Annotated in this window: 24 protein-coding genes and 1 pseudogene; 2 read left to right on the forward strand and 23 right to left on the reverse strand. The window is 37.4% G+C overall.

Features of this window, described 5'->3' with window-relative positions:
* From CaldiYA01_RS09675 to CaldiYA01_RS09765, 19 genes are all read right to left on the reverse strand, one after another.
* Positions 1-1,335 (reverse strand): nitrogenase component 1, encoded by a 1,335-nt coding sequence (locus CaldiYA01_RS09675; protein ID WP_238480517.1) that lies wholly within the window; start codon positions 1,333-1,335, stop codon positions 1-3.
* Positions 1,316-2,695, reverse strand: a complete 1,380-nt coding sequence (locus CaldiYA01_RS09680) for a nitrogenase component 1 (protein WP_207179169.1) — start codon at positions 2,693-2,695, stop codon at positions 1,316-1,318. The genes CaldiYA01_RS09675 and CaldiYA01_RS09680 overlap by 20 nt, the downstream gene beginning before the upstream one ends.
* Complete coding sequence (locus CaldiYA01_RS09685; RefSeq protein ID WP_207179170.1) at positions 2,668-4,062, reverse strand: nitrogenase component I subunit alpha; 1,395 nt, start codon at positions 4,060-4,062, stop codon at positions 2,668-2,670. The genes CaldiYA01_RS09680 and CaldiYA01_RS09685 overlap by 28 nt, the downstream gene beginning before the upstream one ends.
* A gap of 40 nt (positions 4,063-4,102) precedes the next feature.
* Entirely contained in the window at positions 4,103-4,477 is a 375-nt protein-coding gene (locus CaldiYA01_RS09690) for a P-II family nitrogen regulator (protein WP_207179172.1), read from the reverse strand.
* A gap of 23 nt (positions 4,478-4,500) precedes the next feature.
* Positions 4,501-4,818, reverse strand: a complete 318-nt coding sequence (locus CaldiYA01_RS09695; RefSeq protein WP_013403996.1) for a P-II family nitrogen regulator — start codon at positions 4,816-4,818, stop codon at positions 4,501-4,503.
* A 23-nt stretch (positions 4,819-4,841) separates the two neighbouring features.
* The gene (gene nifH, locus CaldiYA01_RS09700) at positions 4,842-5,663 is read right to left on the reverse strand and encodes a nitrogenase iron protein (protein ID WP_013403997.1); all 822 of its coding nucleotides are present in this window, start codon (positions 5,661-5,663) and stop codon (positions 4,842-4,844) included.
* A gap of 394 nt (positions 5,664-6,057) precedes the next feature.
* On the reverse strand, positions 6,058-6,396 hold the full coding sequence (locus CaldiYA01_RS09705) for a P-II family nitrogen regulator (RefSeq protein WP_013403998.1): 339 nt from the start codon (positions 6,394-6,396) through the stop codon (positions 6,058-6,060).
* A 44-nt stretch (positions 6,397-6,440) separates the two neighbouring features.
* Positions 6,441-7,787 (reverse strand): ammonium transporter, encoded by a 1,347-nt coding sequence (locus tag CaldiYA01_RS09710; RefSeq protein WP_207179173.1) that lies wholly within the window; start codon positions 7,785-7,787, stop codon positions 6,441-6,443.
* A gap of 373 nt (positions 7,788-8,160) precedes the next feature.
* Positions 8,161-9,558, reverse strand: coding sequence for a beta/alpha barrel domain-containing protein (locus CaldiYA01_RS09715; protein WP_207179174.1), 1,398 nt, complete (start codon positions 9,556-9,558; stop codon positions 8,161-8,163).
* Positions 9,559-9,593: 35 nt separating this feature from the next.
* On the reverse strand, positions 9,594-9,758 hold the full coding sequence (locus tag CaldiYA01_RS09720) for a hypothetical protein (RefSeq protein ID WP_207179175.1): 165 nt from the start codon (positions 9,756-9,758) through the stop codon (positions 9,594-9,596).
* Complete coding sequence (locus CaldiYA01_RS09725) at positions 9,739-10,974, reverse strand: DNA recombination protein RmuC (RefSeq protein ID WP_207179176.1); 1,236 nt, start codon at positions 10,972-10,974, stop codon at positions 9,739-9,741. The genes CaldiYA01_RS09720 and CaldiYA01_RS09725 overlap by 20 nt, the downstream gene beginning before the upstream one ends.
* Before the next feature lie 109 nt (positions 10,975-11,083).
* Positions 11,084-11,971, reverse strand: a complete 888-nt coding sequence (locus tag CaldiYA01_RS09730) for a PSP1 domain-containing protein (RefSeq protein WP_207179177.1) — start codon at positions 11,969-11,971, stop codon at positions 11,084-11,086.
* A gap of 7 nt (positions 11,972-11,978) precedes the next feature.
* Complete coding sequence (locus CaldiYA01_RS09735; RefSeq protein WP_207179178.1) at positions 11,979-12,941, reverse strand: DNA polymerase III subunit; 963 nt, start codon at positions 12,939-12,941, stop codon at positions 11,979-11,981.
* A gap of 26 nt (positions 12,942-12,967) precedes the next feature.
* Complete coding sequence (locus CaldiYA01_RS09740) at positions 12,968-13,414, reverse strand: YaaR family protein (protein ID WP_207179180.1); 447 nt, start codon at positions 13,412-13,414, stop codon at positions 12,968-12,970.
* A 26-nt stretch (positions 13,415-13,440) separates the two neighbouring features.
* The gene (locus tag CaldiYA01_RS09745) at positions 13,441-13,770 is read right to left on the reverse strand and encodes a cyclic-di-AMP receptor (protein ID WP_013404007.1); all 330 of its coding nucleotides are present in this window, start codon (positions 13,768-13,770) and stop codon (positions 13,441-13,443) included.
* A gap of 57 nt (positions 13,771-13,827) precedes the next feature.
* A complete protein-coding gene (gene tmk, locus CaldiYA01_RS09750; RefSeq protein ID WP_207179182.1) occupies positions 13,828-14,460 on the reverse strand; it encodes a dTMP kinase in 633 nt (210 codons plus the stop codon).
* Positions 14,447-15,841, reverse strand: coding sequence for an aminotransferase class I/II-fold pyridoxal phosphate-dependent enzyme (locus tag CaldiYA01_RS09755; protein WP_456298372.1), 1,395 nt, complete (start codon positions 15,839-15,841; stop codon positions 14,447-14,449). The genes tmk and CaldiYA01_RS09755 overlap by 14 nt, the downstream gene beginning before the upstream one ends.
* A complete protein-coding gene (locus CaldiYA01_RS09760; protein WP_207179184.1) occupies positions 15,801-16,358 on the reverse strand; it encodes a FumA C-terminus/TtdB family hydratase beta subunit in 558 nt (185 codons plus the stop codon). The genes CaldiYA01_RS09755 and CaldiYA01_RS09760 overlap by 41 nt, the downstream gene beginning before the upstream one ends.
* A gap of 118 nt (positions 16,359-16,476) precedes the next feature.
* Positions 16,477-16,650, reverse strand: a complete 174-nt coding sequence (locus tag CaldiYA01_RS09765; RefSeq protein WP_013404011.1) for a DUF362 domain-containing protein — start codon at positions 16,648-16,650, stop codon at positions 16,477-16,479.
* 154 nt (positions 16,651-16,804) lie between these two features.
* Between CaldiYA01_RS09765 and safA the strand changes: the two genes are divergently transcribed.
* Both safA and CaldiYA01_RS09775 read left to right on the forward strand, forming a co-directional pair.
* Positions 16,805-17,416: a SafA/ExsA family spore coat assembly protein gene (gene safA / locus CaldiYA01_RS09770; RefSeq protein ID WP_207179192.1), complete on the forward strand. Its 612-nt coding sequence runs from the start codon at positions 16,805-16,807 to the stop codon at positions 17,414-17,416.
* A 363-nt stretch (positions 17,417-17,779) separates the two neighbouring features.
* Positions 17,780-18,301: a hypothetical protein gene (locus CaldiYA01_RS09775; RefSeq protein ID WP_207179194.1), complete on the forward strand. Its 522-nt coding sequence runs from the start codon at positions 17,780-17,782 to the stop codon at positions 18,299-18,301.
* 43 nt (positions 18,302-18,344) lie between these two features.
* Here the strand turns inward: CaldiYA01_RS09775 and CaldiYA01_RS09780 are convergent, their stop codons facing one another.
* From CaldiYA01_RS09780 to CaldiYA01_RS09790, 4 genes and pseudogenes are all read right to left on the reverse strand, one after another.
* Positions 18,345-19,625: a DUF4830 domain-containing protein gene (locus CaldiYA01_RS09780; protein WP_207179196.1), complete on the reverse strand. Its 1,281-nt coding sequence runs from the start codon at positions 19,623-19,625 to the stop codon at positions 18,345-18,347.
* A gap of 148 nt (positions 19,626-19,773) precedes the next feature.
* Positions 19,774-19,882, reverse strand: a pseudogene (locus tag CaldiYA01_RS12590) (ISNCY family transposase); the annotation flags it as partial.
* 440 nt (positions 19,883-20,322) lie between these two features.
* The gene (gene cimA / locus CaldiYA01_RS09785) at positions 20,323-21,903 is read right to left on the reverse strand and encodes a citramalate synthase (protein ID WP_207179198.1); all 1,581 of its coding nucleotides are present in this window, start codon (positions 21,901-21,903) and stop codon (positions 20,323-20,325) included.
* A 336-nt stretch (positions 21,904-22,239) separates the two neighbouring features.
* The gene (locus CaldiYA01_RS09790; RefSeq protein ID WP_207179200.1) at positions 22,240-23,763 is read right to left on the reverse strand and encodes a 2-isopropylmalate synthase; all 1,524 of its coding nucleotides are present in this window, start codon (positions 23,761-23,763) and stop codon (positions 22,240-22,242) included.
* Positions 23,764-23,769 lie beyond the last annotated feature (6 nt).

Genomic DNA, 23,769 nt, shown 5'->3' on the forward strand with positions numbered 1-23,769 from the left:
TCAAATCAACCTCCATACAGGTGCATGTATTTCTTTGGATAAATCCTCACACATGTTTAAAAAACCTTCAAAACACGCATAGGGTTTTGTCTCCTGAGGAAGAACCAAAAAGGGTATTCCAAACTTGTGTGCAAGATACCATTCTCTTGTTCCACCAATAAATACATCAGGCTTTATCCTCAAAAGAATTTCCTCTATTTCTGCACAGTTAAAATCATCAATAAAAAGTGCAGAAGGAAGCTCAAACCGTGCAGCCTCATAATCAATATTGCATCCAAACTGACTGCCGCATACACAAATTTCAAGTCCTGCTTCTTTAAATGCACCAGCCATAAAGCCTATCCTTGAACCTCCAAGAAGAATAACCGCTTTTTTGCTAAAAATCTTCTTTTTATACTTCTCAAGCCTATCTTTTATTTTTTCATACTCTTCCGAAATGACCATCTCAACTTTATGTTCAATACCAAAAAATTTCGAAATTTTTTTAAGAGAATTTATAGTATTGCTAAGTCCATAGAATGAGACATCTACAAAAGGAATAGAGTATTTTTCTCTCATAAACTGAGCAAGTAAAAGTCCAGAGCTTTTACAAACAAGCAAGTTAAGCGCAGCAGTTACGCTTTCTTGCATAAGGTCTGCATCACAATCACCTGTATAGCTACATATAACCTTTATTCCTATCTTTTCTAACAGTTTTTTTATAACCAACGTCTCTCCTGCTACATTGTACTCCCCAATTATGTTTACAGAAAATGGCTTTGTACTTTCTTTTCTGCAATACCCTGAAAGATAGCTTATAATAGCCCTCTGCGCTATGTGGTGCCCGTCTGATTGAGAAAACCCTCCAAACCCAGGAACCTCAACAGGGATAACAGGTTTTTGTACTTTTTCTTTTACTCTTTCTACAACCCACTTTATGTCTTCTCCAATTTGAGAAGATGTGCATGTAGAATATACAAATATCAAACTGTGTTCAGGAAAGATTTTTGCTGCTTCTTCAATACACCTTTCAAGCTTTTCATGCGCACCAAAGATAACATCCTTTTCATTCATATCAGTTGAAAGTATTAAATAATTCTTTTTCCTTACATTCTGACCATAATATGCACAGTCAACAGGTGCGTGCACAATGTGAGTTGAATTTCTTACAGGGGCAAGGACCCAGCGCGCTCCATAATAGGTACAAGCGCGCTGGGACATCACACCTGGAATTGTTGGTCTTGAACACTGAGGTATTCCGCTTTGTTTGATGTGTCCCTGTCTTTGATCTAAAAAAGCTTTTATAACCATTTCAATACACCACTTTTCATCTTGTTTACTGGTGAAGTTTATCATGCGGATAAGAATAATCCAAGATTGTATTTACAATCAAATCCAAAAGCCAGATACTCCCTTTATACCCTGTTATTCCGTATCTGAAATATCCAACCCTGTCGTATACAGGGAAGCCTATTCTCACAACAGGGCATTTTACTGATTTTGCAACTTCAACTGCTTTTGAGTTGCCAAGTATGACCTCAACCCCTGCTTCTTTTGCTAAGTATTCAAATTCATAAAGGTCGCTGTCTACAAGAATTTCACCTTCAATGTTATACTCATCAAAGATTTTCTTTATCTCATCGGCAAAGGTAGAAGAAGGCGTTGCTGTCTCCACCACCTTTACATCCATCCCAAGTTCACACAAAAACCTGGTAACAGCTATTACAATGTCAGGGTCACCAAACACAGCTGCCCTTCTCAGCATTGTATACTGGCAAGTATCTGCCATAGCATCTAAAAGAAGACCTCTTTCAACTTTGACTTCCTCTGGAATTTCGATTCCGCAGACTAAAGCAACATTTTTGACAAACTTATCTGTATTTTCTACTCCAACCGGGAACGGACCAAGAATACTTTTTACACCAAACTCACTTTCCAAATAACTTGCACCAGACCCACCTGCATGAGGACAAAGAGCTAAGATGGCTTTTCCGTTTGCACAGTCTTCAAGTTCCTGCCATGGTGTGCCACCTTCTGGATAGAGCGGTTTTGGAGGCATCAGTGGTGAGTTTAAAGTTTTTGAAATATCAAATAAAACTGAATATTCTATGCCCATTAAATTTAGAAGATGTTTTACCTCTTCGATGTCACCGGGATTAATCATTCCTGGAATAATATATAGTTTTTGGTTTGGTTCTTTTGATTTTGCAAAGTACTTAATATACGAAATTGTTGCTGTGTCATAGCCTTTTACATGTGTTCCTGCGTAGCTTGGTGTATGAATTGGCACAACAAACACGCTTTGTGCAACCTCATCACCCAGTTCTTCTCTCACCTTTTTATATGCCTCTTTTATAAAAGCTTCTATATCGTCTCCTATGGTTTCGCTTGAACATGTTGTAACAACACCTATCACCTTTGGCGCATATCTAAAAATAAGATTTCTTATTCCTTCTATAAGATTTCTCCTTCCGCCAAACACAGCCGCATCTTCGTGGAAAGATGTCACTGCAATGTTCACAGGTTCTTTGAAGTGTCTATTGAACTGGTATCGAACATAAGTGCAGCATCCTTGAGAACCTTGAACAAGTGGCACTGCCTTGTCAATACCAAGCGTTGCATACATTGCACCAATTGGTTGACACATCTTTGGAGGATTTATGGTAACATGCCTGTTTGCTTTCGAAATTAGCGTATTCTCAAGTTTTGTTGCCATTGTGATGCCCACCTCCTGTCAATAAATTTCCAAACTGGAGCATATAGCGACTTGTAAAGGTCTCTTGCAAAATTGACCAGTCCTTCAAAAGCTACATATGGCCCATTTTCGTAAGAATGTGAGTTCAAAGATGGAACACCAATCTTGTGTGCAAGGTATTTCTCTTTCAATCCTGTGAGGAATATATCGGGTTTGTACTTTTCTATAACCTCTTCAAGTTCAAGCTCGTTAGGATTGTCGATCACCAAAACTCCATCGTCTGCTCTTGCGTTTATCTTTTCGTAGTCATCCTCATGCCCAAATGTTGTAGCACATGCAACAACTTCTATTCCAAGGTCACGCATTAGCGGTATCCAGTGCCAGACTCTCGGTGCTCCAACGTAAATCATTGCACGCTTGCCACGAAGCTTTTCTCTGTAAAACTCAAGCCTTGGCATAATACTTTCGAGCTCTTCTTCAATCACTTCTTCCACCTTTTTCTCAATTCCAAAAAACTTTCCTATTTCCCTAAGAGAATTAATTGTTTCGGTAATTCCAAAAAGTGTTACCCTGATAAATGGCGTGCCGTACTTTTCTTTCATAAGCCTTGCAATATATGTTGCTGACCTCTGGCAGTGGACAATGTTGAGCTTTGCATAGTGCATCTTGCACAGATTATCATAAGAAGCGTTTCCAGTAAATGCTGTTATAATCCTCAAGCCAATCTTTGTGAATAGCTTCTCAAGCACCCAATAATCTCCATCAATGTTGTACTCGCCTATAATATTAACGTCATACGGTGTTGGGTCTTCAAGTTCTTTTGTCCCAACAATCTTTTCAAAGATTGTGTGATTTGCGATATGATGACCTTTAGACTGAGAAACACCGCAAAAACCCGGTGAATTGAATGCAATGACTGGTTTTCCTATTGCTTTTGAAGCTTTTTTAGCAACAGCTTCTAAATCATCACCAATTAGGGCAGTTGGACATGTTGCATATATAAATACCGCTTTGGCTTCAGGAAACTGCTGGTTTGCTTCAATTATTGCATTGTAAAGTTTCTTTTCTCCACCGAAAACTATGTCTTTTTCTTGCATGTCAGTTGAAAAGCAATACTTTCTATGAAATTCACTATCGGATAGGTGTCTTCGTGAAGACCACGTATAATATGCACAGCCAATTGGCCCATGGACTATCTGAATCACATCTTTAACAGGTCCTCCAACAACACCTCTTGCTCCTGCAAATGCACAACCACGCTCTGTCATGTCACCTGGAATGGTTCTTATATTGCACAAAGGTACAACAGGATTATTTTTGTCAGTTATATATGTGTGTTTTCCTCTTTCTTCTATGCACTTGTCACAGTCTAAAGTCACAAATGGCATAACTGTCAACCTCCCTTTTTTTAAAGATAGGATTGATTTTTTATATCAGGGCCTCATAGCCCTTTTCTCTTGTCCTGATTCTTATGCTATCTTCAACAGGAAGAACAAATATCTTTCCATCGCCAATTTGACCTGTGCGATTTACAGCAATAATAATATTGACAACTCTTTCAACATCTCTGTCATCTACGATGATTGTAACCATTCTTTTGGGAATAAACTCCATAGCGGTGGATGAAAGAACCATCTCTGTAGCTTTGTCAACCTCCACTGCCTTTACCTCACCCACAAGCCCACGCTGTTTGCCACGCCCCATGACTTTTTGGAATGTGGCAGCGGGATATCCCGCTGCAGCCAACACATCTTTTGTCACACCCACTTTGTTCATTCGGATAATAGCTACAATCTCTTTCATTTTCAAAAAATACCTCCTTCTTACTACAGACCTTTTTCTCCCGTTCTGATGGTATAAGCCTCTTCAACAGGGCTTATAAATATCTTGCCGTCACCGAAATTGCCGGTATACGCATTTTGCAAGATTATATCAACCACTTTTTGGCAGTCACTATCTTCTACCACCATCATGATCATTGTTTTTGGAAGTTCGTCATAGACGATGTTCCCTGTTTTGATGCCTTTTTGTTTTCCACGCCCAAATACATCAATCTTTGTCATTGAAACAAAACCGTTTGAGTCAAGTGCCCTCACAACCTTTTCTTGCATCTCTGGCCTAATTATTGCTCGTATCATCTTCATAACTATTCAAAACCTCCTTTTTTCTAATCTGCCAGTCCATACTCTTCAATGAGTTTTTCAAGTTCATCCATTGGCATAGGTTTTGGAATGACGAACATGTCATTTTCAATTATCCTTTTTGCCAAGTCCAAATATTCTTTTGCTTGATTACTCTCTGGGTCGTATTCAATAACAGTTTTTCTGTTAATCTCAGCTTTCTGGACAATGTTGTCGCGTGGAATGAACTTTATAAGCTGTGTGCCAAGCTTTTTACAAAACGCCTCTAAAAGTTCTTTTTCGTTTTCCACTCTTCTTGAGTTGCAGATAATTCCGCCAAGTCGAACGCCACTTGTCTCAGCAAATTTCAAGATACCTCTGCAGATATTGTTCGCAGCATAAAGTGCCATCATCTCACCAGATGCAACAATATATATCTCGTTTGCCTTGCCTTCTCTGATTGGCATTGCAAAACCACCACACACAACGTCGCCCAGAACATCGTAGAACACAAAGTCAAGGTCATCAGTAAATGCACCAAGCTCTTCTAAAAGATTGATGGCAGTAATAACACCACGCCCGGCACAACCAACACCCGGCTCTGGTCCACCAGACTCCACACACCTCACACCGCCAAAACCTGTGAACATCACTTTGTCAAGCTTGACATTGCTTTCACCCACCTCTCGCACAGTGTCCATAACCGTCACCTGAGACTTGACACCTAAAATAAGGCGTGTTGAGTCAGCCTTTGGGTCACATCCAACAATCATTACCTTTTTACCAAGAGTTGCCAGAGCTGCAACTGTGTTTTGAGTTGTTGTTGATTTTCCAATACCGCCTTTTCCATAAATAGCAATCTGTCTCATAAGCTAATTGCCTCCTTTCAGCAAGATTAAAATTGTTGAATTATGTGTTTTGATATGGTAAACTTAAAAATGGGACAATAAATCAATTTTTTTGCGAGGCAGGGGGAGATAAGTTGTGCAAATCTACTAAGTAGCTTCAAGGTAGAGGAAGCACTTTTTATTCTTCTCCCCCTGTATTTCCAACAAAAATGAGCTAAAATCTATGAAAAATGGCAACAGCAGACATCAAAGCCTTGCTATGGCGAATAACACATGGCAATGGCAGGCACAAAACACGCTATTCACTTTTTTAAAAAGAGGGGCGCAAGAGGCAAGGCAGATTTATCTTCTCAATTTGGGGGTGTTTTGGATGCCTGCTGTTGCCAAATTATAAACTCAAGGAATGAGGGAAGGTTTAAATTGCAGTTTCGCCCTGTTCGCCAGTTCTTATTCTCACTGCATTTTCTACGTTATAAATGAATATCTTGCCGTCGCCTATCTTTCCAGAGCGTGCTACTTTAACAATGGTATCAACAATTCTATCCACTTCTGAGTCCTTTACAATAAGCTCTATCTTGACCTTTGGCAAAAGATTTATATTAATCTCCACACCCCTGTAGTATTCAGTTCTTCCTTTTTGAAGACCACAGCCCATAACCTGTGACACTGTCATACCTTTAATCCCAAGTTGATTTAAAGCATCCTTCACTTCTTCAAGCTTTTCAGGTCTAATTATACACTCAATCTTTTTCATTAATTTTCACCCTTTTCAAATAAAATTTATCTTAAAATCAAAATTTACTTTACTGCCTGAGACTTCATTACAAAGTCACTATACGCTGTTGCGCCGTGTTCTGCAACGTCAAGACCTTCTATTTCTTCTTCTTCAGAAACTCTGAGCCCAACTGTTATTTTGATGATTGCAAAGAGTATAAATGCTGTCACAGTGGTCCATACAAATGTTGATGCAACACCAGCAAGCTGAACCAAAAACTGCTTTATTCCTCCACCATAGAAAAGTCCGCCATCTAGAGCAAAAAGTCCAACCATCAGTGTTCCAAAAGCTCCACATACGCCATGAACAGAAATTGCACCAACTGGATCGTCTATCTTGAGTTTCTTGTCTATAAACTCAACGGCCATTACAACCAGTATACCTGCAAGCCCACCTATTATTGCCGCACCCCATGGGTTGACAGATGCACAACCTGCTGTAATCGCAACAAGACCAGCCAAAGCACCGTTTAGTGTCATACTGACGTCTGGTTTTTTATACTTTAGCCATGTGTATATCATTGCTAAGTTTGCACCCATCGCAGCTGCCAGGTTGGTGTTGACAGCAATATCACCAATCTTCTCATTCATACCAGATAAGGTTGAACCTGGGTTAAATCCAAACCAACCAAACCATAATATAAACGTTCCAAGTGCTGCTAAGGTTATACTATGACCAGGTATAGCATTTACTTTACCATCTTTTGTGTATTTACCTATTCTTGGCCCAAGCAATGCTGCACCAATTAGAGCACACCAGCCACCAACAGAATGTACAACAGTTGAACCTGCAAAGTCGATAAATCCAAGTTTGCTCAGCCAACCGCCACCCCATGCCCAATGACCTACAACAGGATAAATGATAAACGAAATTACAGCACTGTAAATGCAATACGCAATAAACTTTGTTCTTTCAGCCATAGCACCTGAGACAATTGTTGCAGCTGTTGCAGCAAACACTGTTTGAAACATCAAAAATGATGTAAGCGGAATAGATAGGCCCAAGTGTTTAAATGAATCATTCAGGAAAAATCCAGACGTACCGATAAACCCACCTGTGTCTTTCCCAAACATAAATGCAAATCCAAAGAGCCAGAATATTACAGAGCCTATCGCAAAGTCCATTAGGTTTTTCATAACAATATTGCTCGCATTTTTTGCTCTGGTAAAGCCTGCTTCGACCATTGCAAATCCTGCTTGCATAAAGAACACCAAAAATGCTGTAACAAGAACCCAGACATTATCAACAGCAGTTGCCACTTTATCAGGTGTAACCTGGTCTGCTTTTGCTATTGATGTAAAAAGTAGCAAAGTTACAATTGTTCCTACCGGGATTAAAAAGGCCTTGTAGTTTTTAATGAGTCTATTCATCTTTAAAAACCCTCCTTAAACCTAACTTTTTACTGATACAACTTTGTTCACTTGCCCTGCGCCCCCTTTTCAAAGTAAAGATTCTCTGGTATAATGAAAAAGCACGCAATTTTTAAAAAGAGAAGATTGAAAAACCAAAGGCATGTGTGGAGACGGATAAAATTGGGTAATTAAAAAAGGCAAAGGCAACCTTTTGAAAGGCGCCTTTGCCTTTCTTTCTTTATTCTCTTTGTTTACTCTCATTATATTCTTCATTTTGCAATTTGTCAATACCAAAATTGCATTTTATTTTAGATAAAGTTTTTGGAATTTTAAATCCATGTTTTGTGAAAAATGAATATGCTTGCAGCAGCTTTTATTTAATTCTACCCTGTTATTTTACCCTGCTTTCATGCATCTTGAAAAGCTCTGGCATGATTTCTCGAACAACCATTTCAAGCTCATCGTCGCCAATAACAGTTGTTCTTCCATTTTCGTACTCCTTGTCAACCCACTCTTTGATTTTAGCAACTCTTGGGTCGCGCTTGTCAATCTTCTTGTCACCTTCAAGCCTGAAATATGTGTTAATCCATGCAGCGATACCTGCAAGCCCAGAGTGTGCATCAACTGCAATGACAATTGGCCTGTTTAAAATCTTCTTTGTATCAAAGATGTTGTAGATCTCCTCATCCTTTAAAATACCGTCAGCATGAATTCCTGCTCTTGTTGCATTAAATGCTCTGCCAACAAACGGCGTTCTTGGTGGAATCTCATAGTCAAGCTCTTTTTCAAAGTAATCTGCAATCTCAGTGATTACCTCAAGCCTCATATTCTTTGTTGTTCCACGAAGCTGGGCATATTCAATTACCATAGCCTCAAGCGGAGTATTACCAGTCCTCTCACCAATACCCAAGAGCGAACAGTTGACTGCAGATGCACCGTAAAGCCATGCAGTACCAGAGTTAACAACAGCCTTGTAAAAATCGTTGTGACCGTGCCACTCAAGCCACTCAGACGGCACCTCTGCGTAATGCCTTAGCCCGTAAATTATTCCCTGGACACTTCTTGGCAGAGCAACTCCCGGGTAAGACACACCAAGCCCGAGGGTATCGCATGCTCTTATCTTGACCGGCATATTTGCTTGGCGCGCAAGTTTCATAAGCTCATTTGCAAACGGAACAACAAAGCCGTAAAAGTCTGCTCTTGTGATGTCCTCAAAATGGCAGCGCGGAATAATTCCATGTTCAAGAGCGGCTTCAACAATAGAAAGATACATTTCCATTGCCTGTTTTCTTGTCATGTTGAGCTTTTTGAATATATGATAGTCAGAGCATGATACCAAAATTCCTGTCTCTTTGATGCCCATCTCTTTCACAAGTTGAAAATCCTCTTTTCTTGCTCTTATCCATGAGGTAACCTCTGGATACCTATAACCTCTTTCCATGCATTTAATAACAGCTTCTCTATCTTTTTTTGAATATAGAAAAAACTCTGTCTGACGGATCACGCCAGAGTCGTTGTCAAGTTCGTGGAGATAATCAAAAAGCCTTACAATCTGTTCAACTGTATAAGGAGACCTTGCTTGCTGACCATCTCTGAATGTTGTATCTGTTATCCATATCTCATCAGGCACAAACATAGGGACATGCCTGTGGTTGAAGGCTATCTTGGGTATCTCTGTGTACGGGAAAATCTCTCTATAGAGGTTCGGCTCTGGAACATCCTGGAGTGTATATTTATACGCTGCCTGCTCAATCAGATTTGTCTTGGGATTAAATTCTACTCTTGCCACTTAAGCTTCCCTCCACATTGTATATATGTATACAATCAAGTGTTATGAGATATATTATATTCTACTTTTGCATTTTTGACAATAGGACATTGCAAATTGTTCTTTTGCGCAAGTGTATATTTTAAGATATTGAGCGAAATTTTGCAAGATGGCAATTTAAAATCTTCATATGTGAGATTATTACCCTGAACTTTTTTCAATAGCTTCCTCATCATAAAGAATCTTATCTATATCTTTTTCTGAAGAGAGGAACTCAACACTTTTGAGCTTTCTTTCTATGGTTCTTGTCTTTCTTGTTGCAGTGTCAATAGTATCCTGTGCCTCAGAAAGCTTCTTTTTAACCTTTTCAAGTATCTCAGCAAACCTTGAAAACTCAGTCTTGACCGCGGACAAAAGCTCCCAAACCTCGCTTGTTCTCTTTTCAATGGCAAGGGCTTTAAATCCAAGCGAAATAGTGTTGAGCATTGCAACAACTGTTGTGGGTCCCGCAATGATTACCTTGTATTCCCTTTGCACAGACTCAAACAGCCCGGGTATCCTCAAAACCTCTGCATAAAGTCCTTCAGAAGGCAAAAACATGATAGCAAAATCTGTTGTTTTTGGCGGGTCTATGTACTTTTCCTTTATAGTCTTTGCATTTTGCCTTATACTATTTTCAAGCTCCTTTGAAAACCTTGCAACTTCTTCTGTCTCCGCTTTCTCCTGCGCCTCAATAAGCCGCTGATAACTTTCTATGGGGAATTTAGAGTCTATTGGAAGGTATATAAATTCATTATCTTTTGAATTTTTAGAAGGAATCTTTATTGCAAACTCAACTTGCTCTTGAGTGTGCGGTTTTATCCTGACATTTCTTTCGTACTGTGATTGATCCAAAATCTGGTCTATGATATTGCCAAGCTGAATCTCCCCAAGAGTGCCTCTAACTTTTACATTGCTCAAAATCTTTTTGAGATCTCCCACACTTCCGGCAAGTGCCTGCATCTCACCAAGGCCTCTATGAACAAGCTCAAGCCGTTCTGATACAAGCTTGAAAGACTGCGAAAGTTTTGTCTCTAATGTGCTTTGTAGCTGGCTGTCAACAGTCTCTCGTATTTTCTCAAGCTTGCTATCTATCTCTTTTCGGATACTGTCAAGCCTCTCCTGACTTGATGATGTAAAATTTATTATCTGATTGGATAGATCTGAAAATCTTGTCATTAAAATGCTGCCAAATGAGCTTATCATACTTTGCGTTTCATTTTTATTCTGAGAAAATTGCTGTGAGATAGAATTTTGAATTTGTTCAAGTTCTTTTTCAATCTCTAACAGTTTATTTTGAGTATCCAAAGAAGAATTTATATTATTTTTAAGCCTTATGAGCAGTAGCAAGTTTGATATGACAAGAACAATAGCAACAATTAGCAAAACTACTTCCAATCTTTATCACCTCTGCACAAGAAAAAGAATCTTAAAATTTAAAAAACGGGCTGCTTTTATGTTAACTTTTTAGCAGCCCTTTTTGCCTCTTTCAAGTTCAAATTCATTTTTATTCTTCTAAATCCAAAAGCTCTTTTATCTCATCGTCATCAAGTGCAACAACCGGCTGTTGAATCTTCTTGGTGTCTTTTAGAATCTCAAACTCACCAACAGAGTATTCTTTTACCTCTACATTTTGCATCTCATCTTCAAATCTGACCTTTATCTTTTCTTTTAAGACGCTTACCTCAACAACTTCACCTATACCATCGGCTGTTTTTACAATTGCACCTATCCCTGGAAGTTTGAGCATTGCCTCCTCATAGAATTTTTGCTCGTATGTCAAGCAGCACATGAGCCTTCCGCAAAGGCCGGATATCTTTGCAGGATTTAAAACAAGCCCCTGCTGTTTTGCCATCTTTATTGAGATTGGTACAAACTCACAAAGATGCAATGCACAGCAAACCTCACGTCCACACGGACCCAAACCACCACGGAACTTTGTGTCGTCTCTGACACCTATTTGTCTTAGCTCAATCCTTGTTCTGAAAACTGCTGCAAGGTCTTTTACAAGTTCTCTGAAATCAACCCTTCCTTCTGCTGTGAAATAGAAAAGAAGCTTGTTGTTGTCAAATGTGTACTCGGCATGCAAAAGCTTCATAGGAAGCCCATGCTTTTGTACTTTTTCCTTGCAAATCTCAAGTGCTCTTGCCGCCTTTTCCATGTTTTCTTGAGCTTTTTTGTAATCCTCTTCTGTTGCCTTTCTTACAACCTTTTTGAGAGGCTGGACTATCTCTTCGTCCGGCACCTCTCTTTTTTCTATCATAACTTTTCCCATCTCGATCCCGCGGACTGTCTCAACAATGACGTCATCTCCGGCTTTTAAATCTATGTTATTCGGGTCAAACCAGTATATCTTCCCTGCTTTTTTGAATCTAACTCCAACAACTTCTGCCATCCTTCTTTTAGCCCCCTGATAGTTTTAAAAAAATCATGTCAAGCACATTGTCTGAGATTACATTTGCATCTGGGTACTTTTCTAACATCATGAAATCCTGCAGTAGCCTGTATATATGAGAGATTGTATGCTTGTTTGCAAACTCAACTATCTTTTCTAACTTGTCTGTGTTTGTAATAAGCTCAACGAGGTTTGTTTTTTTGAACATAAGCGCATCTCGTAAAAAGTATATAACTGTTTCAAATAAAAATGCAAAGTCGTCTTTAAACTTTTCAAAATCACTTTCAAATTCTTTTATCAAACTAAAACTTGCCCCGTCGTATGAAAGAAGTTTATCAAAAATATAGTCTCTTTTATTTTGAACCTCTTTATCATAAAAATCAAGAGCAATTTTAGGATTCCCTCTGCAAAGTTTTAAAACATAGTCTTTGGGTTCAAGCCCATGATTTTTTAAAATCTCAGAGATTTCGCTTGAGCTGTACCTTTTGAATGAAAGCACTAATGACCTTGAAACCACTGTCGGCAAAAGCCTTTCTAAATTGTTGCATGTGAGAATAAAAAGAGCATACTCTGGAGGCTCTTCTAAAGTCTTTAAAAGTGCATTTTGAGCACTTGTTGACATCTCCTCTGCCTCTTGTATTATATATACCTTTTTACTTGCAAATATGGGTCCTCGTGAAATGTCTTTTATAATCTCTCTAATAGCGTCAACAGATATCTCTTTTCTGTCTTCATCTCTCTTTATTAATTTAAAATCCGGGTGTGTGAGTGCGTCAAAGAGCCTGCAGCTTTTGCAAACGCCGCACGCAAGCTTTTTTTCACACAAAACTTGCTTTGAAAAGGTCATTGCCAAAAGTTTTTTGCCAAGTCCTTTTTCACCTTCAAAAATGTATGCGTGAAAAGGCCGAATAAGTGCCTTTTTGAGTGTAGCAACAAGCCCATTTTGACCTATGAAAGTATCTAAATTCATATTCATCTCTCACCCTGTGCAAATTTCTAAATAAATAGGTCAACAAGCAGCCCTTTTATTTCTCCTACATATGATAAAACCTTGAGATTGTCTGCCTCTTTTTTCAAAATCTCCTGGGTCAGCATATCCATCTTTTCATCAATCTTCTTGATGATACCAAACACCTTGTGCCTGCCTTTTCTGCTAAAAAGGCTTTCACTAAAATACTCGTGAGAAGAATACACTGTATATCCCAAAAGTTCTTTTATGGCCTTTTTGTACTCTTTGAGCGTTGAAAGGTCCAATCTCTCTGCAAGGCTCTTGCCAAGAGAGTCTATTTTGTTAATAAGCTCTTTTATTCTATTGATAATTTCATCTTTCTCAAGCTGCTTTACATAGTTTGAAAAAGAGTCTTTTGGCCTTTCAACTCTTCGCTGGTCTTGAAAAAACGCTACATTATTTATATTGTTTCTTTTAACATCTTCTACTCTCATTTTGCTTTCCCACTTCTTAAATTTTTTTAAACCTTCTCAAATCTCTCAACATTGAGGACAAATATTGTAGCACCACCAATTGTTATTTCAACAGGATATGGCAGGTATACACCTGCTGACGGATTGTTTGTCACAGGCGATGAGACAATTTGTTTGCGTGTCTTGCACTTTTGAGATATAATGTCAATCACCTCAGCAACTCTTTCATCATCAATGCCTATGAGCAAAGTGGTATTGCCAGAGCGCAAAAATCCACCTGAGGTTGAAAGCTTTGTTGCCATTATGCCTTCTTTTTGAAGAGCGTCCAAGAGCCTACCAATGTCTTCATTTTGTACAACTGCTACAATAAGCTTCATCTTTCCTCTTCTCTCCTCTCTTTGAAAAGCTTTGCCGACTTAGCATTCCTCTATATTCTACCACTTCTCTTTGCTTTCAAATAGCCTTTCTATCTCACGACACACCTTTTCAAAAACCTCTTTTTCTGAACCTTGCGCCTCAATGTTCACACATCTTTCAAACCATTTTGATACCTCTTTAAAGCCGCTGTACACACGCCTGTGAAACTCCAAATCTTCTAAGTCAAGCCTGTCGTTTTTGCCAGCCATTTTAATTCTTTGCAGAGCTATTTCAGGCTCTAAGGTAAGAACAATGTAAAGATCGGGTTTTATTCTATCTTCAAAGATTGAATTTAATCTCAGAATATTTTCAACACCAACCCCTCTTACAATGCCCTGGTAAACTACACTACTCAAGATATATCTATCGCAAAGCACAATGTACCCTTCATCAAGGGCAGGAATGAGTACATTTTTCACATGTTCGTTCCTGTCTGCAGCTAAAAGCAGAGCTTCAGTAAGCCCATCCATCTTATATTGAGGGTCTAAAAGAAGCTTTCTGATTCTGTATCCTACTTCTGTCCCACCTGGCTCTCTTGTTGTGAGAACTTTGTATCCCTTCTCTTTAAGATATTTTTCAACTTTTACAAGCTGGGTAGTTTTACCTGAACCATCGTTTCCTTCAAATACTATGAGTTTACCCTTCCTCAACCACATCAACCTCATTTTTTTTGATAAATTCAATACCCAAAAGCTCTTGTAAATATTCTATAGTATCCTTTTCTATAACCTCACCCTCAACAACAACCGGAAATCCCGGTGGGTAAGGAATGATTGCCTGCGCACATACAAAGCCTTCTGCCTCGCAAATCTTTACCCTTCTTTTTTTCGCGTTGTCAACTTCATATACTTTTAAAACCTTTTTTGGTCTTGGCGGTGATAAAAACCTTTTCTCAGGTTCTCCTTTTCCTTTTTCTTTTATTATATCATAAAAAAAGCTTTCCAAGATTTCAAAATTAGAAAGAGCATCCACCAGAGAAAAATAAAACAGAATCCTATTTTGATCAAAAAGCTCTGGAACAATGGAATACTTCTCCAAAAGACTTTTTACAAAACTTTGATTTTTCCCTGCTTTGCCAAAGTTCAAAAGAAGTTTTAAAACATCTACATCTCTGTAGACATAGTTTGTATACTCCAAGACCGACTTGCATATCTTTTCAAGTTTTCTTTCGAGCTCTTTAAAAAGCTGTCTGCCAAACATTTTTGAAAACTCTATCCCATACTCAGTCCAAGCAAGCAGCACATACGATGGACTTGTTGTATGAAGATAACTTAAATTGGCAGAAAGTTTCTTATTATCATTATCTGCTAAGTTTGACAAAAGCAGTGCAGACTGGTTTGGGCATGGCAATGTTTTGTGAAGACTTAAAATGCATATGTCAGCTCCGCTATCCAAGGCTGTTTTTTTCCCTACAAATTTATAATAACCTCCGTGAGCTTGGTCAACTATGAGCTTTTTTTGATATTTCTTTGCTATCCTTGATAGCGCTTTTACATTCTGCTCAATGCCATAATATGATGGTGAGGTTATTACAACAATTTGAGATTTTGAATTTTTGACAACACTTTCAAAGTGCTTTTCGTCTATATATGTAAGTATTCCTAAAGAATCATCGTACTGTGGATATATATATTCAATGTCAAGTTTTAAAATCTTTGCAATATTATATATGCTTTTGTGAGCATCCCTGTTTATAAGTATTCTGTCATACGGATTTGAAAATGCAGCAATTGAAGCTTGCAGAAGGTGCGTTGAACCCTGAAGAGACAAAAAACTATAATTTGAACCAAAAAACTCATTTATCCCCTCTAAAAATTCCTTTATATAACCTTTTGGGTCTAATAAGTTGTCTGTACAGAAGGTTTCTGTGACATCAAAGCTGGGAAATATATTTTTAATAGCATCTGGGAAAATCTCTTCTTTACCTTTGTGACCTGGCATGTGAAGACGCAAAAAATCGTACTTTTTAAGAGCATTGAAAATTTTAAGATTATCTAAAATCCTTTGCATACTTTCTTGGTCCAACTTCATATATATCTTCCCCTTGAGAATCTATTGCCACAATGCAAGGCAAATCTTCCACTTCAATCTCACGAATTGCCTCTGCACCAAGGTCCTCAAACATAACTATCCTTTGAGATTTGACACAGCTTTGAATCAAAACTGCAGCACCGCCAAATGTGGCAAGATAAATGCTACCGTGCTTTTTAATTGCCTCTTTTACAGCTTCATTTCTTTTACCCTTTCCAATTAAAACCTTTATTCCAAGCTCAAGCATCATGGGAGTAAATACATCCATCCTGCCTGCTGTTGTTGGGCCACATGGTCCTATTACTTCACCCGGCTTTTCTGGACAGGGACCCATGTAATATATCGCACCGTTTTTAAAATCTATTGGGATTTTACTTCCTTTTTGAATCATTTCAAAAAGCCTTTTGTGAGCAGCGTCCCTTGCAACAAAAAGTTTGCCACACACTAAAACTTCTTGACCACATTTTAGCTTTTGTAACTCCTCAGGATTTTGAACTGGAACATAAATCCTGTTCAACTTCTTTTTCGCCCTTCCTTTCGACTATACAGATTTTTCTAATTTTGTTTCAATTTATAATTTAAAGACCGGGCACTTGATTTTCTACCCGGTCCTAAGATATTTTGCAATTTAAGAACTAATCTCTTGGCTTTGGAGCATCAACTGGGCATACATTTGCACATGCACCGCATGAGATGCATTCTTCTTCGTTGATTACATACTTTCCATCGCCAGGGGATATGCACTGAACAGGGCATTCGCTCTCGCATGCGCCGCATGAAATACAATCATCTGTGATGTAATATGCCATTTTATCTTTGCCTCCCTTTTGAAATTAGATTTACTTCTATAATAATACCACGATTTTGTGGTTTTTAAAATAGATTTTTAATTAGGTTTTTAAAAGGAAAGAATTAAGCAAAAGATTTTTAAGAAAAATAAGATATGAGGAGGTGAAAGCTTAAATGAGAAAAATAGTTGCATTTTTGAGCATACTATTTTTTCTGAATTTTTCAAGTGCCTTTGCACAAACAAAGATTTATACAATCCAAACCGGAGACACTTTGTGGAGTATAGCTGCCAAAAATCAAGTTGGTATAAGCGAACTTTTAGCGGCAAATCCACAGATTAAAAATCCAAACTTAATATTTCCCGGACAAAAGATAAACATACCCAGTCAATCTGATTTTAAATCCTTTGAAGATGAAGTAATAAGGCTCACAAACCAAGAGCGCGCAAAAGCTGGGCTTGCGATACTTAAGTCAAATTGGCAGCTTTCACGCGTTGCCAAATACAAATCTCAGGATATGGCAAGCAAAAACTATTTTTCACACTATTCCCCAACTTATGGCTCACCATTTAAGATGATGGAAAGTTTTGGTCTCAAATTTTCTGCAGCAGGAGAAAATATTGCGTACGGGCAAAAATCTCCTCAAGAGGTTGTTCGTTCATGGATGAACTCCCCAGGTCACAGAGCGAATATTCTAAGCCCCTCTTTTACTGAAATTGGTGTTGGGGTTGCAAAAAACAGTAAGGGAGTTTTGTACTGGACCCAGATGTTCATAAGACCATACTAATGGTTAATTTTGGGTTAGAATAAAATGCTTGAAAAGTAATAACTGGGGACCAAAAAGAGTGTATCTTTTAAAAATAGTCCCCAGTTTTTATTTATACAAGAAAAAAATCCGTAGCTTATTTCAAAGCATTTTTTTCTATATGTTCTGCCTTGCTGTTTGTTTTAAAGTTTCTCAAATCAAACTAAATTTTTGTTATTGTTACCTCTATCCTTTTATTTATGCTATAAATTATTATCTACTCAAAAATCTGCCGTTCATAAATACGGCTATTGCCTATTATTTGTATTCATGATAAAATAAAACTATTCTCCAAAAATAAAATATGACAAAGCCTCATTACTTAATTGCTGAAGGAGGTACACCATGAAAAAAAGAAAAGCAACTATAATAAGCTTTATTTTGATTATAATTCTCATAATAGCCTTTGTTACTACATTTATACCAACGTTACAACTAAAAACAAAAAATATGAAGGCAAAAAAGGGAAAGTGGGTAGATGTATATTACGAAAAGGAGGAAGCAGCTGCTTTAGATTGTTTTAATTTAGCAGAACAGAGAGCAGAATATCTTATGGGCAAATTAGGTATTAAAGAAAAATCTAAAATAAAAATATTTATTTATGACAAACAATCCACGTTCCAAACTAAAAAATACGGATTAATAACTCTTCTTTTTAACCTTGATTGGTATATTGGCGACAATATAGGTTCAACAGTTATATTAACCTCACCTGCAAATCCAGGAAGATTACACAACTACAAAAGTATTAAACAATCTCTTCCGCATGAAATGGTCCATGCTTATAATTACATAGGACTGCTAGGAAAGTCAGAAAAAGAAATATACGAGGAATGGGTGAATTACATTAAAAGTGTGTATAAATAACAAATATCTTGTCTTGCTTATTAGCGATATATTTCTTATTCTTTTATTCACAAAATGACAAAAATACTTTCCAGCCTGAGTTTTTATTTTCTTTATATACATGAACAAAAGCATTACCCTTCCCATCAGGTTGCACAACAAATTCATAAAAATCTACGTCAACAAATACTACATATCTAAGAGTTTTAAATGAACCATATGTCCACTCTTGGGGTTCAGAAATACTTAAAAGTTTAATCTTTTTGATATTATGGTTAGGATATAAGTAATCATTTTCATGGTTGTAAATCTTATCATCTCTTAAATTTGTAAGTAAATTATAAAACAAATCATAAGTTGGTTCATATGCCCATAATTTTTTACGGTCATGACTATCCAAAGCTTTTATGTAATCTTTAATAACATCTACAGGAGACATTGTAGAAGTTTTCTTCTCCCACTCATTATTATAGTCAACATACTGGTAAATTATTTCCCTCCACTTTTTTCTTGTAATTTTATAAAATGTACTTCTTTTAAGTGAACATAAATCTACCTCAGCGTCAATATAAGCACCAATTATTTTATTGTTATATCTCAAAACAATTCCTTTTGATGGAAGCCGATATACAATACCTTTAGGTTCACCCTCAATAATGGTAATTTCTCTTAACTTATAAATTTCATAGTTTATATTTTCCCCAAGATATTGCTTTAGGCTAAAGCCACAATCAGAAAGAAAATAATTGACATAAGCCCAAAAAAGCTTTGAAGGATACTCACCAGCTCTGTGAATTAAATTTTTTGGCAAAGTCTCTGTTCCTTTTGCTATCAAGTAATCAACCGTCCAGCTGTACTTCCTGAAAAGATTAATTACATCTGATGAAATTTCTGTTTGAGGATTTTTGTGTTCCAAAATAGATAAAATATATACAACCAGTTGATCATTTAAAAAATAACTCTTTCCATCTATAAGAATTACACCATCATAAGCAGGAAACCCATTATTAAAGTAAAATATACCCTCTTTTTTACTATCCTCCCAGCAAAATATTATTTTATTTGGCCCTTCCCGAAACTGACTCAATTTGTTGTTTCCAAGCTTGTATGACTGACATTTAGAAAGCATATCTATTAAATCAGTAATTATTTTCTTATTCTTGATTTCTTTAGAACGTTTTACATTTGGTTCATTTGTTCCAAATATAATTTTGATTTTATCTGGTAGCAAATCAGTTTTTATGTTTAGAAAAACATATTTATTTACTCTAGCTTCTGCTGAAAATGTGCAAAACTCTAATGTTAAAAAACAAATTAAGAGAATTAAATTAATTAACTTTCTCATTTTCTACCTCAATATTTAAATCAGTTTTTTTTGATTATTATATCATAATACACATTTTACTTCAAAATTTATTTAATATCTACACACAATAATATTACTGTAATTGTTCGTCGTAATTTCAAATAGTTATTTAGGTTGTTGAATAGAAAAGTATCCAATCAATATACCTTTTTATAATTTCTAAATCCCTTGAGTCTCACATTCTCAAGATTCTATTCTCCTTTGGATTTACCAAATAGTCTTTCAATCTTTATTCTATGCACAATAAAACTTCAGTAACCTTTTTTATTACAAAAAGCAGCTTTGAAAATTTCTTATTTTGTGCCTTAATATTCCTGAGTACATCTTTTTTACCCATTGTGTTTGTTGTGGTTTTCTCTTAAATTAAAATTATAACACAAGGGAGCTTTTTTCTTTTGTTACTATGTTTACTCTATATGGTTATTTCTTTTATTCAACAACCTCATATTAATAATAAAAAATGTGGAGATTTGAACCAACTTGGAATGGAAAAAATATAGCACTTGTTAATCACAAAGGTAACACCAAGAGCACTTTCTATAAAATTCGTTTTTAAAAAGCAAGTAAAGGACTCTTTAAAAACTCAATTTTCCACATTGCTTTCTTACTATATAGAACTCAGAAACAAAACACTAAAGTTAAAGAGGCTGCCAAATTTTTGACAGCCCCGCTTTATCTATTTCCCCACTTTTTCTTTGCAAAGCTTATACTCCAGTGAGTCAACAAGTGCAATCCAGCTTGCATTTACAATGTCGGTTGAAACACCTACAGTTGTCCAGGTGTCTTTGCCGTCTGTTGACTCAATCAGAACTCTTACCTTTGCAGCAGTTGCAGTCTCAGCATTCAGTACCCGTACTTTATAGTCAACAAGATGAACCTCTTTTAGCTCGGGATAGAACTTTTCCAAAGCCTTTCTCAAAGCACTATCTAAAGCATGAACAGGACCATCACCTTCTGCAGCAGTGATTGCTGTAACCCCATCTACTGCAATCTTTACAATTGCAGATGAGCTGTACTCTACTGCCGGTTCATTAATGAGAACTTTAAATTCTTTGAGAGTAAAGAACGGCTGGTAAAGTCCCAGTTTTTTTCTAATTAGCATCTCGAATGAAGCTTCTGCCGACTCAAACTGATATCCTTCATTTTCAAGGCGCTTTAGCTCATCAATAATCTCTTTTGTGACAGGTGAGTCTTTTGTAACTGTCGGGTCAATCTCGCGAATCTTGTCAAGAATTGTAGCCCTTCCTGCAACCTCAGACAGTACTATTCTTCTTGTGTTTCCAACAATCTCAGGGTTAATATGCTCAAACGAAGCTGGATTTTTTTTGACAGCATCAATGTGCATACCAGCCTTGTGAGTAAACGCATAAGCTCCAACATATGGTGCGCGCTCGTTTGGAATCATATTGGCAATCTCAGCAACATACCTTGAAAGAGAGGTCAGGTGTTTTATATTCTCATCAGGCACACATTTAAACCCAAGCTTTAGCTGAAGATTTGGAATGAGTGTGATAAGGTCTGCATTACCACATCTCTCACCATATCCGTTTATAGTTCCCTGTACCTGACGAGCTCCTGCCAAAACTGCCATGATGGAGTTTGCAACGGCCATGCCTGTATCGTTGTGACAGTGAATTCCAATCAATGTCCCAGGAAACATCTCAACAACTTCTTTCGTGATGTTGTAAACATCCATTGGGAAAGTACCGCCATTTGTATCGCACAGGTCCAAAGAGTCTGCACCTGCCTCTTTTGCAACCTTTAAAGTCTCCAAAGCGTACTCTTTGTTATTTTTATACCCATCAAAAAAATGCTCTGCGTCAAATACAACATACTTGCCCAAGGACTTTAAATATTTTATTGTGTCATAAATCATCTGAAGATTTTCGTCCTCTGTTGTTTTCAAGACCTCTTTGACATGAAAATCCCACGACTTGCCAAAGATTGCAACAGCTTCGGTATCAGCTGCAATGAGTGACTGAATGTTAGGGTCATCTTTTACGTCAATTCCCACTCGCCTTGTTGAACCAAAGGCAATAAGCTTCGCGTTTTTCAATTTCATCTTTTTAACTCTTGCGAAAAACTCCTGGTCTTTGATGTTAGAACCAGGATTCCCTGCCTCGATAAATTTTACACCAAATTTGTCAAGTCTCTCTACAATCTTGAGCTTATCTTCCAAAGTGTATGAAATTCCACCAGCCTGAGCACCGTCTCTTAAGGTTGAATCATAGATGATGATGGTCTTATTATCTTCCACTTCATTTTCCCTCCTTTATGAATATCAAAAAAGCCCAGCCTGTGATTTTTTGGCTGGGCTTTTAAAATTCAATCTCAAATTTGATTGCAAATTCTAAAGATGCCCTAAGGGCCTTTTCAAAAACCCTCTTTTTTCATACACAGGCCAAAATGGGTGCAATGCGGCATATGAAATTTTATAAATCCATTTAATTATTCTCTTTCTAATAACTGAAATAATGCTAATTATTGTGATTGCGCCGCATATTCGTATTATCATTTTTTGCACCCCTTTGACCCTCAAGTTTTATTTGCTAATTATTTTAAACCCAATTTAAAAAATTGTAAAGAGTCAATTTTACTCCTCTGAAATTTTATACAGCATCTTATTTATAGCATTTACATATGCTTTTGCGCTTGCTTCTAAAATATCTGTAGATAAGCCTCTTCCCAAAAACGCTTTGCCATCTTTCTTAATTCTGACTGTTACCTCGCCAAGAGCATCCTTGCCCTGGGTGACAGCCTTTATACTGTAATCATCAAGTTCAACCTGAAGCCCTGTTATTCTGTCAATTGCTTTAAAGATTGCATCAACAGGACCATCGCCAGTTGCCGCCTCTTCAAACTCCTCATCACCCGATTTTATCTTTACAGAGGCAGTTGATATAAGACCATTGCCGCTTATTATCTGGAACCTCACAAGCTCATATGTCTCTGGAATATTGAGTGACTTTTGCTCTAAAAGTGCTTCAATGTCTTTGTCAAGCACAACCTTCTTTTTATCTGCCAAAACTTTAAACTTTTCAAACGCAGCATCAATCTCTTCTCTTGTGAGGTCTGTGTATCCAAGTTCTTTTAATCTTTCTTCAAATGCATGACGACCTGAATGCTTGCCAAGTACCATCCTGTTTTTCGGAAGACCAATTGACACAGGGTCAATAATCTCATATGTTGTTCTCTCTGAGAGCACTCCATGCTGATGTATACCAGACTCGTGCGCAAATGCATTTGCACCAACAATTGCCTTGTTTGGCTGAACAAATACGCCCGTAAGAGAAGACACAAGCTTGCTTGTTCGGTATATTTGAGTTGTGTCAATCAAAACATCGACATCATAAAAGTCTTTTCTTGTCTTGAGCGCCATAACAATCTCCTCTAAAGCAGCATTCCCAGCCCTTTCTCCAAGTCCGTTTATTGTACACTCAACCTGATGAACCCCTTCTTCAACAGCAGCCAACGAGTTTGCAACAGCAAGGCCAAGGTCGTTGTGGCAATGAACTGAAATTTGAACCTTGTCAATGTCAGGAATGTTTTCTTTTAATGCTCGAATAATCCTTTTCATCTCTTCAGGTGTTGTGTAACCTACCGTGTCTGGTATGTTTATAACTGTTGCACCAGCTTTTATCACAGCATCAAACACCTTTATCAAAAACTCTATTCTTGATCTTGTAGCATCCTCACAAGAAAACTCAACGTCAGAGACATACTTTTTAGCATACTTTACCATTGCAACAGCTCGCTCAAGTACCTCATCTTCTGTCATTTTGAGCTTGTATTTCATATGAATATCGCTCGTTGCAATAAAAGTATGAATCCTCGGAGATGAAGCCTTTTTGAGCGCCTCATACGCCCTATCTATATCTTTTTCAATCGCCCTTGCCAGAGATACAACAACTGCATCTTTGATGTTTTCAGAAATTGTCTTTATAGCCTCAAAATCGCCAGGAGAGGCTATTGCAAATCCTGCTTCTATCACATCAACTTTGAGCTTTTCAAGCTGTTTTGCAATCTCAAGCTTTTCATTGACGTTGAGCGACACACCTGGTGTTTGCTCACCGTCTCTGAGCGTGGTATCAAATATCTTTATAACTCTTTTTCCCATTAAAAA

Source organism: Caldicellulosiruptor diazotrophicus, from assembly GCF_017347585.1.
In the GTDB taxonomy this organism is placed as follows: Bacteria; Bacillota; Thermoanaerobacteria; order Caldicellulosiruptorales; family Caldicellulosiruptoraceae; genus Caldicellulosiruptor; species Caldicellulosiruptor diazotrophicus.